12 protein-coding genes and 1 pseudogene are annotated in these 15,925 nt (G+C 72.3%); 12 read left to right on the top strand and 1 reads right to left on the bottom strand.

All coding sequences use genetic code 11. The features are described 5' to 3' along the window. Positions 1–95: 95 nt before the first annotated feature. The 10 genes from ACLB9X_RS22445 to ACLB9X_RS22400 all read left to right on the top strand — a co-directional run bounded on the left by ACLB9X_RS22445 (position 96) and on the right by ACLB9X_RS22400 (position 12,304). Complete coding sequence (locus ACLB9X_RS22445) at positions 96–635, top strand: TIGR00730 family Rossman fold protein (protein ID WP_410362160.1); 540 nt, start codon at positions 96–98, stop codon at positions 633–635. Between the two features lie 16 nt (positions 636–651). Next, positions 652–1,341 (top strand): SDR family oxidoreductase, encoded by a 690-nt coding sequence (locus tag ACLB9X_RS22440; protein WP_410362159.1) that lies wholly within the window; start codon positions 652–654, stop codon positions 1,339–1,341. A 121-nt stretch (positions 1,342–1,462) separates the two neighbouring features. Beyond that, positions 1,463–2,476: a methionine synthase gene (locus tag ACLB9X_RS22435; protein WP_410362158.1), complete on the top strand. Its 1,014-nt coding sequence runs from the start codon at positions 1,463–1,465 to the stop codon at positions 2,474–2,476. Between the two features lie 30 nt (positions 2,477–2,506). Further along, the gene (ligA, locus tag ACLB9X_RS22430) at positions 2,507–4,690 is read left to right on the top strand and encodes an NAD-dependent DNA ligase LigA (protein WP_410362157.1); all 2,184 of its coding nucleotides are present in this window, start codon (positions 2,507–2,509) and stop codon (positions 4,688–4,690) included. A 362-nt stretch (positions 4,691–5,052) separates the two neighbouring features. Beyond that, positions 5,053–7,188, top strand: coding sequence for a putative bifunctional diguanylate cyclase/phosphodiesterase (locus ACLB9X_RS22425; RefSeq protein ID WP_410362156.1), 2,136 nt, complete (start codon positions 5,053–5,055; stop codon positions 7,186–7,188). A 744-nt stretch (positions 7,189–7,932) separates the two neighbouring features. Continuing rightward, positions 7,933–8,229, top strand: coding sequence for an Asp-tRNA(Asn)/Glu-tRNA(Gln) amidotransferase subunit GatC (gatC, locus tag ACLB9X_RS22420; protein WP_016642027.1), 297 nt, complete (start codon positions 7,933–7,935; stop codon positions 8,227–8,229). 4 nt (positions 8,230–8,233) lie between these two features. After that, positions 8,234–9,727 carry an Asp-tRNA(Asn)/Glu-tRNA(Gln) amidotransferase subunit GatA gene (gene gatA / locus ACLB9X_RS22415; RefSeq protein ID WP_410362155.1) on the top strand — a complete coding sequence of 498 codons (1,494 nt, stop codon included), beginning with the start codon at positions 8,234–8,236 and terminating at the stop codon, positions 9,725–9,727. A gap of 5 nt (positions 9,728–9,732) precedes the next feature. Continuing rightward, the gene (locus ACLB9X_RS22410) at positions 9,733–9,966 is read left to right on the top strand and encodes a hypothetical protein (protein ID WP_410362208.1); all 234 of its coding nucleotides are present in this window, start codon (positions 9,733–9,735) and stop codon (positions 9,964–9,966) included. Between the two features lie 16 nt (positions 9,967–9,982). Continuing rightward, positions 9,983–11,491, top strand: a complete 1,509-nt coding sequence (gene gatB / locus ACLB9X_RS22405) for an Asp-tRNA(Asn)/Glu-tRNA(Gln) amidotransferase subunit GatB (protein WP_410362154.1) — start codon at positions 9,983–9,985, stop codon at positions 11,489–11,491. A 528-nt stretch (positions 11,492–12,019) separates the two neighbouring features. Continuing rightward, the gene (locus ACLB9X_RS22400) at positions 12,020–12,304 is read left to right on the top strand and encodes a hypothetical protein (RefSeq protein WP_410362153.1); all 285 of its coding nucleotides are present in this window, start codon (positions 12,020–12,022) and stop codon (positions 12,302–12,304) included. A gap of 15 nt (positions 12,305–12,319) precedes the next feature. Here the strand turns inward: ACLB9X_RS22400 and ACLB9X_RS22395 are convergent, their stop codons facing one another. Further along, positions 12,320–13,219 (bottom strand): hypothetical protein, encoded by a 900-nt coding sequence (locus tag ACLB9X_RS22395; RefSeq protein ID WP_410362151.1) that lies wholly within the window; start codon positions 13,217–13,219, stop codon positions 12,320–12,322. Positions 13,220–13,493: 274 nt separating this feature from the next. Here ACLB9X_RS22395 and ACLB9X_RS22390 point away from each other — a divergent pair, with 274 nt between their 5' ends. Continuing rightward, entirely contained in the window at positions 13,494–15,587 is a 2,094-nt protein-coding gene (locus tag ACLB9X_RS22390; RefSeq protein ID WP_410362150.1) for a phosphocholine-specific phospholipase C, read from the top strand. Positions 15,588–15,699: 112 nt separating this feature from the next. Then, positions 15,700–15,843 (top strand): annotated as a pseudogene (locus ACLB9X_RS22385) (RimJ/RimL family protein N-acetyltransferase); the annotation flags it as partial. Between the last annotated feature and the right edge of the window lie 82 nt (positions 15,844–15,925).

Raw genomic sequence — 15,925 nt, 5'->3', positions numbered from 1 at the left:
CTCCATGAGAGGGCAGACCGGACCCGCCGGGCACCGCTCATCGGTCGCGGCAAAGGAATTCCGGGAGACCTCCCGCGGCCCGTACGGTGGGGCGCATGAACATCTGCGTCTTCCTCTCCGCCGCCGATCTTGACGACCGCTACACGCGACCCGCCCGCGAGTTCGCCGAGCTCATCGGTAAGGGCGGCCACACCCTGGTGTGGGGCGGCTCCGACGTGGGGCTGATGAAGGTCGTCGCGGACGGCGTGGAGGAGGCGGGGGGCCGGCTGGTCGGTGTGTCCGTGGAGTTCCTGCAGTCCAAGGCGCGGGCCACCGCCGACGGGATGGTCGTCGCCAAGGACCTCGCCGAGCGCAAGGCGTTGCTTCTGGCCAAGTCCGACGCCGTCGTGATCATGGTCGGCGGCACCGGGACGCTGGACGAGGCCACCGAGATCCTGGAGCTCAAGAAGCACGGTCACCACACGAAGCCCGTGGTCCTGCTCAACGCGGCCGGCTTCTACGACGGGCTGAAGCAGCAGTTCCAGCGGATGGAGGACGAGGGTTTCCTGCCGCTGCCCCTGACCGACCTGGTGTTCTTCGCCGAGGATGGAGTGGCTGCCATGGCCTACCTGGAGGAGAGCCTGGGCATCCGCTAGTGCGAGCATGGCGGGCATGGCTACACATCTGATCACCGGCGCGGGATCCGGCATCGGCGCGGCGGTCACCCGCAGGCTGCACGAGCGGGGCGACGAGGTCATCCTCGTGGCACGGGACGCGGGCCGCGCCAAGGAGCTCACGGCGCGGTTCCCCCGTGCCCGCACCCTCGTCGCGGACCTGGCCGAGCCCGACCGCATCTCCTGGGCGCTCGGCCACCAGACCCTGCCCGAACGCATCGACTCACTGCTGCACATCGCCGGCGTCGTCGACCTCGGCCCGGTCGGGGAGCTGACCACCAAGACGTGGCGCCACCAGCTGAACGTCAACCTGATCGCGCCCGCCGAGCTGACCCGCCTCTTCCTGCCCCAGCTGCGCGTGGCCCGGGGCCACGTCGTCTTCGTCAACTCCGGCGCCGGCCTCAACGCCCACGCCCAATGGGGCGCCTACGCGGCCTCCAAGCACGGCCTCAAGGCGCTCGCCGACTCGCTGCGGCACGAGGAGCACGCGGCCGGGGTGCGGGTGACCTCGGTGTACCCGGGACGCACGGCGAGCCCGATGCAGGCCAAGGTCCACGCCCAGGAGGGCAAGGAGTACGACCCGGAGCGCTGGATCGACCCGGAGTCGGTCGCCACGACGATCCTCACGGCCCTCGACCTGCCGCGCGACGCCGAGATCAACGACCTGACCGTGCGGCCGGGCCGCTGACGGGGGCGGGCTTGCGCTCAGGCAGGGCCGCTGACGGGGGCGGGTCCGCGCCAGAAGCAAGCCGGGCCGCTGAGGGGACGGGGCCGCGCCGGGGTCCGGCCGGGCCACGTACGCTTCCCGGGTGAGCGAGAAACAGCACTTCACCTGGGGAGCGGCGACCGGCGTCGGGTCCATGCCCGGCTCGGACGCCCGCGAGAGCGCGCGGACCGTCACCGGGTCCTTCGAGGACTTCCCGTACCTCGCCGAGCTGCCCGCCCGCGGGCCCGGTGCCGACATGATCGGGCGCACCATCGGGCTGCTGGTCGAGATGTACGCCCATGTCGAGCCCAGCGGGTGGCGGGTCAGCGACCGGCCGGGGCGGGACACCCGCCGCGCGCACTCCTGGCTCGGCGAGGACCTGGACGCGCTGGAGGAGTTCACGCAGGGGTACGAAGGTCCGCTCAAGGTCCAGGCCGTCGGCCCCTGGACGCTCGCCGCCTCCCTCGAACTCCGCGGCGGCGAGGCCGCGCTGGGCGACCCCGGTGCCTGCCGCGATCTCGCGGCCTCGCTCGCCGAGGGACTGCGCGGGCACCTGGCCGACGTCCGCCGCAGGGTGCCCGGCGCGCAGGTCGTGCTCCAGCTCGACGAGCCGTCCCTGACCGCCGTGCTGCGCGGGCAGATCCGCACCGCGAGCGGCTACCGCACCCACCGCGCGGTGGACCGCCAGATCGTCGAGAGCGCGCTGCGCGACGTCGTCGCCGTCACGGACGGTCCGGTGGTCGTGCACTCCTGCGCCCCCGAGGTGCCGTTCGCGCTGCTGCGCCGCGCAGGGGTGCAGGGGATCTCGTTCGATTTCGGGCTGCTCACCGAGCGTGAGGAGGAGGCGATCGGCGAGGCCGTCGAGGGCGGCACCACGCTCCTCGCGGGCGTCGTCCCGTCCACCGATGCCGCGTCGGCCGCGTTGTCAGTGGGCGCCGATATCGTCAAGGGTGTACGGACACTGTGGCGCAGGCTGGGGCTGAATCCGGGGACTCTCGCCGAGTCGGTCGTGATCACCCCCGCCTGCGGCCTCGCAGGCGCGTCCCCCGCGTACGCACGCGCGGCGCTCGCCCACTGCGTCCGGGCCGCGAGATCGCTCGCGGACAACCCTGAGTAACGGGCGCACGGCAGACGGAAGGACGAAACGGTGGCTGGCGAACAGCAGACGGCACTGCCCGCCGATGTGCGGGAGCAGCACGCGGGGCTCGCCGAGCAGATCGAGGAGCACCGCTTCCGGTACTACGTGAAGGACGCCCCGATCGTCTCCGACGCGGAGTTCGACCGGCTCATGCGCGAGCTGGAGGCGATCGAGGAGCAGTATCCGGCGCTGCGCACCCCCGAGTCGCCGACCCAGAAGGTCGCGGGGGCCTATGAGACGGAGTTCACGGCCGTCCAGCACCGCGAGCGGATGCTGTCGCTGGACAACGCCTTCGACGACGAGGAGCTGGCCGCCTGGGCGGACCGCGTCGCCAAGGACGTCGGCACCTCGGCGTACCACTTCCTGTGCGAGCTCAAGGTCGACGGCCTCGCCGTCAACCTGACGTACGAGAAGGGGCGCCTCACGCGCGCGGCCACGCGCGGCGACGGCCGCACGGGCGAGGACATCACGCCGAACATCCGCACCATCTCGGACGTGCCCGACCGGCTGAAGGGCGACCGCATCCCGGACCTCGTCGAGGTCCGCGGCGAGGTCTACTTCCCGATGGAGAAGTTCGAGGAGCTCAACGCCCGCCTGGTGGAGGCCGGTGACAAGCCGTTCGCCAACCCGCGCAACGCGGCGGCCGGTTCGCTGCGCCAGAAGGACCCGAAGATCACCGCCACCCGACCGCTGCACATGGTGGTGCACGGCATCGGCGCGCGCGAGGGACTGGAGATCAGCCGGCTGTCGGAGGCGTACGGGCTGCTGCGCGAGTGGGGCCTGCCGACCGCCCGGCACAACAAAGTGGTCGACGGCATCGACGACGTACGGGAGTTCATCGCGTATTTCGGCGAGCACCGGCACTCGGTGGAGCACGAGATCGACGGCGTGGTCGTCAAGCTCGACGAGATCCCGCTCCAGGGCCGGCTCGGCTCCACCTCGCGGGCGCCGCGCTGGGCGATCGCGTGGAAGTACGCGCCGGAGGAGGTCAACACCAAGCTGGTCAACATCCGGGTGGGCGTGGGCCGGACGGGCCGGGTGACGCCCTACGCGCAGGTGGAGCCGGTCACGGTCGCGGGCTCGGAGGTCGAGTTCGCCACGCTGCACAACCAGGACGTGGTCAAGGCCAAGGGCGTCCTCATCGGGGACACCGTCGTGCTGCGCAAGGCCGGCGACGTCATCCCGGAGATCCTCGGGCCGGTCGCGGACCTGCGGGACGGCACGGAGCGGGAGTTCGTGATGCCCGCCGAGTGCCCCGAGTGCGGGACGCCGCTGCGGCCGATGAAGGAGGGCGACGTCGACCTGCGCTGCCCGAACGGCCGCACCTGCCCGGCGCAGCTGCGTGAACGTCTCTTCTACCTCGGCGGGCGCAAGTGCCTGGACATCGAGAATTTCGGCTATGTGGCCGCGGCCGCGCTGACCAAGCCCCTGGAGCCGGCGGAGCCGCCGCTGGTGGACGAGGGCGACCTCTTCGATCTCACCATCGAGCAGCTGCTGCCCATCAAGGCGTACGTCCTGGACCAGGACAGCGGCCTGCCCAAGCGTGACCCCAAGACGGGCGAGGAGAAGATCGCCACCGTCTTCGCCAACCAGCAGGGCGAGCCGCGCAAGAACGCCCTGTCCATGCTGGAGAACATCGCGGCGGCCAAGCAGCGGCCGCTCGCCCGGATCATCACCGGCCTGTCCATCCGGCATGTCGGCCCGGTGGCGGCGGAGGCGCTCGCGCGCGAGTTCCGCTCGATCGACCGCATCGAGCAGGCGAGCGAGGAGGAGCTGGCGGCGGTCGAGGGCGTCGGCCCGACCATCGCGGCCTCGCTCAAGCAGTGGTTCGAGGAAGACTGGCACCGCGAGATCCTGCGCAAGTGGCGTGCGGCGGGCGTCCGGCTGGAGGCGGAGACGACCGGCGAGGACGAAGGCCCGCGCCCGCTGGAGGGGTTGACGGTCGTCGTCACCGGCACTCTGGAGCACCACACGAGGGATGGCGCAAAAGAGGCGCTCCAGAGCCTCGGTGCGAAAGTGGCCGGTTCCGTTTCCAAGAAGACCAGCTTCGTCGTGGTCGGTGACAATCCCGGGTCGAAGTACGACAAGGCCGTGCAGCTGAAGGTGCCCGTGCTGGACGAAGCGGGCTTCGCGGTCCTCCTCGAACAGGGCCCGGATGCGGCCCGTGAGGCGGCTGTGACCCAAGTGGCGTGACACGCGGGGAAACGGGCGGTTTCTCCCGGGGGCGCACGAGGAGCCCGAAAGGGGCGCGCGGGGCCGGAAAGCGACGCGTGAAGCGCCGGTGGAACAGCCAGTACAGGTCACCCGTTCAGCGCATACCAGAGGGATGAGGATGGCCGGGTCTCATTCGGGCAAGAGCTGTAGAGCGCTGCCCGTTGGAGCCTCCTGCGGCCTACTGTTGAGATGTGCGCCTGTCGTGCACGGCTGCGTGGTGGGATTTCGGTCGTGGTGGCATGTCAACGGGAGCCATCGCCCGGCCCCGTCCTGTTCGAGCAGGCCCGGCAGGATCGACGGGGCAGGACCGCATCGGCACGCCGGCTGTGAGAGGGACGGGAATGAAACCGACCGAGAGCGCCGCCCCGGCCCCGCGTCCGCGTGCGTTCGCGGCCCTGGTGGGCCGGACTCCCGGGCTGCCCGCGGCCGTCGTCGCCGGCGCCGCGCTCGTGCTCGTCACCGGAGTCGTCACTACCGTACGAGAAGGACACGCCCTGTTCCCCGGTTCCACCGGGGGCTGGTCCCTCGCGCTGCTCACCGGGATCATCGTCGGCCATCTCGTCGCGCTCGGCCGCGACCGCTGGTGGGGCGGGACCGGCTCGGGCGCCGCGCTCACCCTGGCCGTCCTGCTCCTGTTCGGCTGGGTCCCCGCCGGGCTCGTCAGCCTCTCGGTCGTCGCCCTCGTCGGCGCCGCCTGCCGGGGCCGATGGCGCCAGGGCCTGGTGCACGGCGCCGTCGACATCCTGGGGATCGGCGCCGCGGCGCTCGCCCTCGCCGCCTTCGGGGTCGTCCCCACCGTCGAGGAGCCATGGGATCCGCTGGCCTGGGAGCTCGAGGCAGCGCCCGAGGTCATGCTCGCCGCCACCGCGTATCTCGCCGTCACCCGGCTGCTGTTGTGGTACGTGCTCGCCCCGCAGGGCGGCGGACTGCCCGCCGTCGCACGCACCGCCCTGCTTCGGCAGGGCCTGGTCGCGCTCGCCCTCGTCGGCATCGCCCCGCTCATCAGCGTCGTCACCGTGGCCATGCCGGTGCTGCTGCCGCTGTTCGCCGTGCCGCTGATCGCCCTCGACTACACCCTGTGGATCGCCAGGGCCCGGGCCGAGGAACAACTGCGGGACCCGCTCACCGGGCTGCCCAACCGTCAGTGGCTGCTGGAGCGCACCTGGTCCGCGCTGGAGGACGCCGAGAGCTCCGGAGCGCGCTCCGCCCTCGTCCTCATCGACCTCGACCGCTTCCGGGCGGTCAACGACACCCTCGGCCATCTAGCGGGGGACCGGCTGCTGCTCCAGATCGCCGAGCGGCTGCGGCTGGCGCTGCCGCGCGGGGCCGAGGCGGCACGGCTCGGCGGCGACGAGTTCGCCGTCCTGCTGCCCACGGCCGACTCCACGACCAGTGCCCAGCGCGTCGCCCGTCATCTCGTCGCCGAGCTGTCCTCGCCGCTCGACCTGGACGGGCTCACCCTCGTGCTGGAGGCGAGCGCCGGCCTCGCCGTCTTCCCCGACCACGCCCTCGACGCCGAGGGACTGCTGCGCCGCGCGGATGTCGCGATGTACCAGGCGAAGCGGGACCGGACGGGCGTCGAGGTGTACGAGTCCAAGCGCGACAGCAACACCCCCGACCGGCTCGGCCTCCTCGGCGACCTGCGCCGGGCGCTGGACGCCGGCGAGGTCGAGCTGCACTACCAGCCCAAGGTGCGCTTCGACGGGCACGTCTCGGGGCTGGAGGCGCTGGTGCGCTGGGTGCACCCGGAGCGGGGGCGGGTGCCTCCTGACGAGTTCATCGCCATAGCGGAGTCCTCGGGCCTGATGCCCCACCTGACGGAGTACGTCCTGGAGACGGCGCTCGCGCAGGTCGCGCAGTGGCGGGCGCAGGGGCTCACGGTCCCGGTCGCCGTCAACGTCTCGCCCCGCGACGTCCACACCCCCGGCTTCGCCGGGGCGGTCGCCGCGCGGCTCGCCCGGCACGGGGTCCCGCCGGGGGCGCTCCAGCTGGAGATAACGGAGCACGTGCTCCTGGAGGACCCGCAGCGGGCCGCCGACACGCTGGCCGGGCTCGCCGACCACGGCGTGAAGATGTCCCTCGACGACTTCGGCACGGGCTACTCCTCGCTGGTGCACCTGCGCCGGCTCCCGGTCAGCGAGCTCAAGATCGACCGGTCGTTCGTGGCGCGGCTCGCCGTGGACGCCGAGGACGCGGAGATCGTCCGCTGCACCGTGGACCTCGCCCACTCGCTCGGCCTGCTCGTCGTCGCGGAGGGCGTCGAGGACGACGAGACGTGGGAGCGGCTGCGGGACCTGGGCTGCGACGCGGTGCAGGGGTGGCTGGTGGCGGCGGCGATGCCGCCCCAGGAGACGACGGCGTGGCTGCTGGCCAGGGGCGAACGGGGCTGGCACCGCCCGGCACTCCCGGCGGGCGAACGCCCCCCTTCCCCGTCCCCGAACGGTGCGAACCGCACACCGGGCCACGCAATCCCGTAGCCCGCGGCGCGCGGGCCGCACGCGGCGGACGGCGGCCTGCCCCGCGTGGCGGTGGGCTGGGGTCACGCCACGTGGCGGGCAGCGGGACCCGCCGTGGCGGTGTCACGCCACGTGACGTGGCAGGACCCGGGCAGCCCCGCCGTGGCGGTGTGGCGTCGCGCCGCATGGCGCGGGAGCCGTCTACTGGCCGGCCCCACTGTGGTGGTGTCGTGTCATGCCACGTGCCGAGTGGGACTCGGCGGCCCTCGCCGTGGCAGTACGTGCGACTGGCCGTTGCCGTGGTGGCTGTACGCCGCAGGCGCGTGGCCCGTCCGCCGTGGCGGTGGGCTGCGGGCATGCCACGTGGCGGGGCAGCGGGACCCGCCGTGGCGATGTCACGCCAGGTGACGTGGCAGAGGAACCGGGCATGTCACGCCACCTGACGTGGCAGAGGGCCCGGGCAGCCCCCCGTGGCGGTGTGGCCTCGCGCCCCGTGGCGGCCCGGGCGCGCGGCCTGCCCCTGCGGCGGCGTCGTGTCGTGCCGTGTGACAGTCAGCCGGGTACTCGCCCGCCCCCGCCGCGTACGGCGCGCGCGACGGGCCGCGGCGTGACAGCCGTACGCCCCGGCGCGCAGCCCCCCACCCCCGCGACGGCGTCGCGCGGGCCAGGGGCGGGTGCCGTCCGAGGCAAACCGTTTCACGGTCACCCCGCCCCGCCCCATAGGATTGGGCCAAAACCATCACACTCACCCCTGAGGATCGCTGCATGCCTGGCATCACGCGCGAGGAGGTCGCCCACCTCGCCCGGCTGGCGCGTCTCGAGCTGAAGGACGAAGAGCTCGACCACTTCGCCGGACAGCTCGACGACATCATCGGCGCGGTCGCCCGCGTCTCCGAGGTCGCCGACCAAGACGTACCCCCGACCTCCCACCCGCTGCCGCTGACCAACGTCATGCGCGCGGACGAGGTCCGTCCGTCGCTCACCCCCGAGCAGGCGCTCTCCGGCGCCCCGGCCCAGGAGCAGCAGCGTTTCAAGGTGCCGCAGATCCTGGGGGAGGACTAATCACATGACGGACATCATCAAGCTCACCGCCGCCGAGACCGCCGAGAAGATCGCCGCGGGCGAGCTCACGGCCGTCGAGGTCACCGAGGCCCACCTGGCCCGTATCGACGCCGTCGACGAGAAGGTCAACGCCTTCCTCCACGTCGACCGCGAGGGTGCCCTCGCCCAGGCCCGCGCCGTCGACGAGAAGCGGGCGAAGGGCGAGAAGCTCGGCCCGCTCGCCGGCGTGCCGCTCGCGCTCAAGGACATCTTCACCACCGAGGGCATCCCGACCACCGTCGGGTCCAAGATCCTCGAGGGCTGGCTCCCGCCGTACGACGCGACGGTGACCAAGAAGCTCAAGGCCGCGGACGTCGTCATCATCGGCAAGACCAACATGGACGAGTTCGCCATGGGGTCCTCGACCGAGAACAGCGCGTACGGCCCGACGGGCAACCCCTGGGACCTGACCCGTATCCCGGGCGGCTCGGGCGGTGGTTCGGCCGCCGCGCTGGCCGCCTTCCAGGCCCCGCTCGCCATCGGCACGGACACCGGCGGATCGATCCGCCAGCCCGCAGCCGTCACCGCGACCGTCGGAGTCAAGCCGACCTACGGCGGTGTGTCGCGCTACGGCATGGTGGCGTTCTCCTCGTCCCTCGACCAGGGCGGCCCCTGCGCCCGTACGGTCCTGGACGCGGCCCTGCTGCACGAGGTCATCGCCGGTCACGACCCGCTCGACTCGACGTCCATCGACGCCCCGGTCCCGCCGGTCGTCGAGGCCGCCCGCAACGGCTCCGTCCAGGGCATGCGCGTCGGCATCGTCAAGCAGTTCCGCGGCGAGGGCTACCAGGCCGGTGTCCTGCAGCGCTTCGACGAGTCCGTCGAGCTGCTCAAGGAGCTCGGGGCCGAGGCCGTCGAGCTGGACTGCCCGTCGTTCGACCTGGCACTCGCCGCGTACTACCTGATCGCGCCCTCCGAGTGCTCCTCGAACCTCGCCCGCTTCGACGCGATGCGCTACGGCCTGCGCGTCGGCGACGACGGCACGAAGTCCGCCGAGGACGTCACCGCGCTCACCCGCGAGGCCGGCTTCGGCCCCGAGGTCAAGCGCCGCATCATGCTCGGCACGTACGCGCTCAGCTCCGGCTACTACGACGCGTACTACGGCTCCGCGCAGAAGGTCCGCACGCTCATCACGCGCGACTTCGAGAAGGCGTTCGAGAAGGTGGACGTCATCGTCTCCCCGACGACGCCGACCACGGCCTTCCCGATCGGCGAGCGCGCCGACGACCCGATGGCGATGTACCTCGCGGACCTGTGCACCATTCCGACCAACCTGGCCGGCAACGCGGCGATGTCCCTGCCGTGCGGTCTCGCGCCCGAGGACGGCCTGCCCGTCGGCCTGCAGATCATCGCCCCCGCCATGAAGGACGACCGGCTGTACAAGGTCGGTGCCGCCGTCGAGGCCGCCTTCGTGGAACGCTGGGGTCACCCGCTGCTGGAGGAGGCTCCGTCGCTGTGAGTGCCATGGCAAGGAAAGCCAAGAACTTCAAGAAGTCCAAGACCGGGCTGTACGTGTCGCTGGCAACCACCGCCTTCGGTGCGATCAGCGTCGCCAAGCAGGCCAAGCTGGCCCGCGAGGACGGTGACGTCCTGCGGCTCGTCGACGCCGCCGTGTCCGCCGCCGCCATCGTCACCGGCCTGGCCATCCTCTACCGCGAGCTGAAGCGGCTCGGCGACGACGACGTCCTGCTGGGCTGAGAGGGAAAGTTTCATCGTGACCGTCACTGAACTGGTGTCGTACGAGGACGCCCTCGCGTCCTACGACCCCGTCATGGGCCTGGAGGTCCATGTCGAGCTCGGCACAAAGACCAAGATGTTCTGCGGGTGCTCCACGGAGCTGGGCGCCGAGCCCAACTCGCAGACCTGCCCCACCTGTCTCGGCATGCCCGGCTCCCTCCCGGTCGTCAACGCGACCGCCGTCGAGTCGGCCGTCAAGATCGGCCTCGCGCTGCACTGCGAGATCGCCGAGTGGTGCCGCTTCGCCCGGAAGAACTACTTCTATCCGGACATGCCGAAGAACTTCCAGACCTCGCAGTACGACGAGCCGATCGCCTTCAACGGCTACCTGGACGTCCAGCTGGAGGACGGCGAGGTCTTCCGCGTCGAGATCGAGCGCGCGCACATGGAGGAGGACACCGGCAAGTCGACGCACGTCGGCGGGGCCACGGGCCGCATCCACGGCGCGTCCCACTCCCTGCTCGACTACAACCGCGCCGGCATCCCGCTGATCGAGATCGTCACCAAGCCGATCGTCGGCGCCGGTGAGCGTGCCCCCGAGGTCGCCAAGGCGTACGTCGCCGAGCTGCGTGAGCTCATCAAGGCGCTCGGCGTCTCCGAGGCCCGCATGGAGATGGGCCAGATGCGGTGCGACGTGAACCTGTCGCTGCGGCCGCACGGCACCGAGACGTTCGGTACGCGTTCGGAGACGAAGAACGTCAACTCGCTGCGCAGCGTGGAGCGGGCCGTACGGTACGAGATCAGCCGCCACGCGGGCGTGCTGAACGCGGGCGGCACGATCGTCCAGGAGACCCGCCACTTCCACGAGGACGACGGCTCCACCACGTCGGGCCGTGTGAAGGAGGAGGCGGAGGACTACCGCTACTTCCCCGAGCCGGACCTCGTGCCGGTGGCCCCGGCCCGCGAGTGGGTCGAGGAGCTGCGTGCCGCACTCCCCGAGCTGCCGCGCGTCCGCCGCAACCGGCTGCGCGAGGAGTGGGGCGTCTCCGAGCACGACATGCAGTCGATCCTCAACGCGGGCGCGGTCGACCTGATCGTCGCCACGACCGACGCGGGCGCCGACGCGGCCGCGGCGCGCAAGTGGTGGATGGGCGAGCTGGCGCGCAACGCCAACGAGCAGGGCGTGGACCTGTCCTCGCTCCCCATCACGCCGGCGCAGGTCGCCCGCGTGACGGCGCTGGTCGCGGCCGGTGAACTCAATGACAAGCTGGCCCGCCAGGTCATCGAGGGCGTGCTCGCCGGCGAGGGCGACCCGGACCAGGTCGTCGAGAAGCGTGGTCTGAAGGTCGTCTCGGACGAGGGCGCGCTCGGCGCGGCCGTCGACGAGGCGATCGCGGGCAACGCAGCGATCGCGGACAAGATCCGCGGCGGCAAGGTCGCGGCGGTGGGCGCGCTGGTGGGCGCTGTCATGAAGACCACCCGCGGCCAGGCGGACGCGGCGCGCGTCAAGGAGCTGATCCTGGAGAAGCTGGGCGTCGAGGCCTGACGCCCCTGTCCACCGTGAGGGCGGCACGCACGGCGTGCCGTGCGTGCCGCACGCACGGCGTGCCGCCCTCACGCGTGCCTGGGCGCGGAGGCCCAGCCACCTCGCCGGCGCCCTCGAACTCGGGGCCGCCGCGCCGGGCCCGCCAGCCGCGCCGGGACGTTGTGGCCGCGGGCCGCGTCTCGGGGACTGGGGCCCGGAGCGCGGACCGGGGCCGTGCCCACGGGGGGCGAGCTGCGGACCGGTGGTCGCGGCACCGCCCTGCAGGCTGTGTCCTCAAGCGCCGGACGGGCTGGACATGCGCCCTCGTTCGGCGGTGGACCCGGTCCGGGAAAATGTCAGCCTCGCCGGCGTTTGAGGCGGGGGGTCCGGGGCGGAGCCCCGGCGGACCACGCAGCGGTCCGGTGTCGCGGCACCGCCTCGCAGTGGACCGCACTGAACGCCCTGGACACGCCCTCGCCGGAGCCGCACCGCACGGGTGAGCGGAGGGGCGGGCCGTGACCGATGGTCTCCCGTCGCGTTGCTCACGGCATGACCACCGCACACCGCGTACTCGCCGCCCTCGCCCTCGCCACCGGTGCCTCCGCCCTCGCCGCACCCGCCGCGAGCGCCGCTCCCCTCGACGGCCCGACGTCCCTCTCGGTGACGGACGAACTCGACGCCCTCGCCACGGACTCGGTCGCACCCGAGCACCGCCGGCACCTGCCCGCCCCCTCCGAGCAGCTCGCCGGGCTCAACCGGCTCGCCGGCGTGCCGAACGACCTCCAGCCGCTGACGGGCCGGCTCCACCCGGTCACCGGGCCTCTCGGCGCCTGAGGCCGCCGGGGCCCGTCAGTGACGTATGCCGAGGCCCGGCAGCCACATCTCGCCGCGGTCCTTGCAGCTGACGTCCCGGGCCCGCAACTCCTCCGGCTCCGTCGTGCCACGGGCCCGCAGCTCGGCCACCACCAGGTGGGCGAGCGCGGCCGCGTGCTCCCGCTCCGGCTCGGCGAACTCCGTCTGCCACCAGCCCCGGTCGCGGGACTGCCAGCCGCGGGCCCGCATCAGCCCGGCCCGCTGCTCGCCGTCCTCCCCGTCGCGGTCGTCGACCGACGCGTACAGCCCGTCCTCGATGCTGTACGACAGGAGGATCCGGCGGCCGCGGTCGGCGGAGCTGGTCACGCAGAAGCTGGCCCAGTCGGTGCCCACCTGCACCGGCAGCTGTTCCACCCATGCCGCGAGGAGCAGCTCGAGCCCGGTCCCGAAGTGCTCCAGGGTCGGGGCGAGCCGGCCGCCGGGCCGCGCGAGAGGGCGCTCGCCCGGGCCGCTGCGGTCCAACTGCCATACGTACGGCAGGAAGCCGAGCCCGTGCGGCTCGTCGCCCGACCAGGCGCCGCCCCACTCGAAGGCACGCTGCTCCTCGTCCTCCAGGGCCTCCGTCTCGTGGACCGACAGCCCCACCTGCCGGTGGTCCCCGGCCAGCAGCACCAACCGGTGGCTGTCCCGCCAGCGGACGCTCGGCCCCTGTGACGACCCGCCGTAGAGCGTCGGCTGGCCGATCCGGCCGGTGATCGCCTCGTACACCCCGCGGAACGCCTCCCGGCGCTCGGCGAGCGGGGCGCCGGGTCCGTGCACGAGCACCGGGACGGGGGCACGGCCCAGATGAGGGCCGGGCGCGTCGTGGAGCATGCGGGCGAACTCCGCCGCGTCCGCGGGCGTCAGTGCCGTCTGATCGATCCCCCTGTAGTCCATGTCGGCCATGGTGCCAGGGCCCACCGACAATTCCGGCGGTCTTGGCGACCGAGGCCGATTTCCGCCGCAGCCCCGAGACCAGGTGCCTGCGCGGTTCCTCGCGGACCGGTTCCCGCTGGCCGGATCTCGCTTGGACTCCCGGCGAGGCTTCTTGGACGTTCACCACGGGGTCGTCACCGGGTCTTCTCGCCGACACCCGTTCTCACTACCGTCCCCGCCGTAACCATTCAATGGATCGCAGCCGAACCATTGGTCGTCGACGAAGAGGTCGGGCATGTCACCGGAAATCTCACGCAGAAGGATGCTCGCGCTGGGGGGAGGCGCCGTCGGTGCCGCCGCCGTCGGCTCGTTGCTGCCGCCGTCCCTCCGGGCCGCACTGGCCGCCGAACCGCCGTCGGGTGGCCTGCGCGCCGTGAAGCACGTGGTGATCCTGATGCAGGAGAACCGTTCCTTCGACCACTACTTCGGCACCCTGCGCGGTGTGCGTGGCTTCGGTGACCGCAACGCCGTCGAACTGCCCTCCGGCAAGCCCGTCTTCGAGCAGCCGGGACCGAAGGGCACCGTCCTGCCCTTCCCCGTCCGCGACGCGGCCGAGGCGCAGAAGAAGGACCTCCAGTACATCGGCGACCTCGACCACTCGTGGACCGGTGGCGCGAAGGCGTGGCGGAGCGGCTGGATGGACGGCTGGATCACCGCCAAGACCGCGGCCACCATGGCGTACTACGACCGCCGTGACCTGCCGCTGCACTACGAGCTCGCGGACACCTTCACCATCTGCGACGCCTATCACTCCTCCACCCACACCTCGACGAGCCCCAACCGCAACCACCTGTGGAGCGGCTGGACCGGTTACGAGGCCGACGGCCGCCGCGCGGTGACGAACGCCGCGTACGCCGAGGGCACCCACCCCGGCTACCCGTGGCCGACGTACGCGGAACGGCTGGAGAAGGCGGGCCGCACCTGGAAGACGTACACGGAGTGGGAGAACTTCACCGACAACAACATCGAGTTCTTCACCACCTTCAAGAAGATCGCGCGCAAGGCGCTGGCGAAGGCCGGTGACTTCACCTACATGGAGGCCTTCTACGCGAAGGTGCGCGAGACCGAGGACGCCGCCGAGCGCGACCGGTTGCTCGCCGCGCTGGAGGAGGGCGTCACGACGCTCACCGACGCCGAGCGCTCCCTCTTCGAGCGCGGACTGCGCCGTGTGGAGAGGGGCCGGCTCGCCGACGCCTTCCGCGCCGACGTCGCCGCGGGCACCCTGCCCGAGGTCTCCTACCTCGTGCCGTCCGCCGTCGACTCCGAGCACCCGGGCTCCTCCTCGCCGATCGCCTCCGCCTCGCTCGTCTACAAGGTGCTCGACGCGCTCGCCTCGCACCCGGAGGTGTGGCGGCACACCGTCCTCCTGATCAACTACGACGAGAACGACGGCTTCTTCGACCACGTCCCGCCGCCCGTGCCGCCGGCCGACAACACCGAGGAGCGCTGGCAGGGGCTGCCCACCGGCCTCGGCATCCGGGTGCCGATGCTCGTCGTCTCGCCCTGGTCGGTCGGCGGTTACGTCTGCTCCGAGGTCTTCGACCACACGTCGGTCATCAGGCTGCTGGAGAAGTGGACCGGCATCATGGAGCCCAACATCACGCGCTGGCGGCGCACTGTCACCGGCGACCTCACGTCGGCGTTCGACTTCGGGCGCGGCAGGCCGCAGCCGGAGGTGGAGCAGCCGGGACCGATCCCGCCGTTCACCGGGCGCTGGCGTCCGGTGCCGCCGGCGGAGCAGCACATGCCGGTCCAGGAGCCGGGCACCCGCCCGGCGCGCCCGCTGCCCTACCAGCCCGACGCGCACGCGACGACGGACGGCACGGCGGTCACGGTGGCGCTGCGGAACACGGGGCGCGCGAGCGCGCACTTCGTGCTCTACCCGTACGCCGGTGAGTTCGACGTCCCGCAGCACAAGGACGTGAAGGGCGAGGCGCAGTGGAGCGTGCCCCTCACCGGTGACCACTACCGCTTCACCGTCACCGGCCCGAACGGCTTCCGCCGCGAGTTCGCCGGCCGGGCCCGCGGAGTAGCCGAGGTCACCTCGCACATCGACCACCACGACCGCGATGTGCACCTCACGTTCCGCAACCGCGGCAGCGAGCCGGTCACCTTCACCGTCCGCCCGCTCGGTTACGTCGACGAGGCCGACCTCCACACGTGGACCCGCAAGGTCACGGTCAAGGCGGGCCGCAGCCGTACGGTGGTGCACTCCGCCGCCGACGCGCACGGCTGGTACGACGTCGAGGTGACCGTCGACGGCGACGAGGGGTTCCGCCGCCGGCTGATGGGCCACATCGAGAACGGACGCGCCAGCGTCTCCGGCTGACCCTCATGGTCACGGGCCGCCAGGCCCGTGCGCGACAGGTTCATGCCGCGGCGGTGCGCGGGAGTGACGTGATCACCCGCCTCCGCGCACCAGGGTCTCCTCCGCCGACGAGGCCGGCATCGCCGTCGCCGAGCGGCTGGGGACGACGTACGAGGGCGTGCTGCGCGAGAGCTACGCCTGCCGCGGCGTCCGGCACGACAGGGAGAGCCGCTCGGTCCTGGCGCCCGAATGGCGTGCGCGGGCTTCCGCCGCGTAGCGGCCGAGCCGTCGTCCGGCGGGGTCGCCCGACCGCACCCCGCCGGGCCTCGTGGCGCGGTAAAAGCGTTGGCGGCCGCAGA

Origin of the sequence: Streptomyces sp. 5K101 (genome assembly GCF_046506645.1) — a bacterium.
Classification (GTDB): Bacteria; Actinomycetota; Actinomycetes; order Streptomycetales; family Streptomycetaceae; genus Streptomyces.
Note: the sequence above shows the minus strand (reverse complement) of the source record. Positions and strands in the feature narration are given on the sequence as shown.

What these genes read in the sequence shown, in the direction of transcription:
- ACLB9X_RS22445 (WP_410362160.1), top strand. Translation starts at nt 96, where the DNA reads ATGAACATCTGCGTCTTCCTCTCCGCCGCCGATCTTGACGACCGCTAC.
- ACLB9X_RS22440 (WP_410362159.1), top strand. Translation starts at nt 652, where the DNA reads ATGGCTACACATCTGATCACCGGCGCGGGATCCGGCATCGGCGCGGCG.
- ACLB9X_RS22425 (WP_410362156.1), top strand. Translation starts at nt 5,053, where the DNA reads ATGAAACCGACCGAGAGCGCCGCCCCGGCCCCGCGTCCGCGTGCGTTC.
- gatC (WP_016642027.1), top strand. Translation starts at nt 7,933, where the DNA reads ATGCCTGGCATCACGCGCGAGGAGGTCGCCCACCTCGCCCGGCTGGCG.
- gatA (WP_410362155.1), top strand. Translation starts at nt 8,234, where the DNA reads ATGACGGACATCATCAAGCTCACCGCCGCCGAGACCGCCGAGAAGATC.
- ACLB9X_RS22410 (WP_410362208.1), top strand. Translation starts at nt 9,733, where the DNA reads ATGGCAAGGAAAGCCAAGAACTTCAAGAAGTCCAAGACCGGGCTGTAC.
- ACLB9X_RS22400 (WP_410362153.1), top strand. Translation starts at nt 12,020, where the DNA reads ATGACCACCGCACACCGCGTACTCGCCGCCCTCGCCCTCGCCACCGGT.
- ACLB9X_RS22395 (WP_410362151.1), bottom strand. Translation starts at nt 13,219, where the DNA reads ATGGACTACAGGGGGATCGATCAGACGGCACTGACGCCCGCGGACGCG.
- ACLB9X_RS22390 (WP_410362150.1), top strand. Translation starts at nt 13,494, where the DNA reads ATGTCACCGGAAATCTCACGCAGAAGGATGCTCGCGCTGGGGGGAGGC.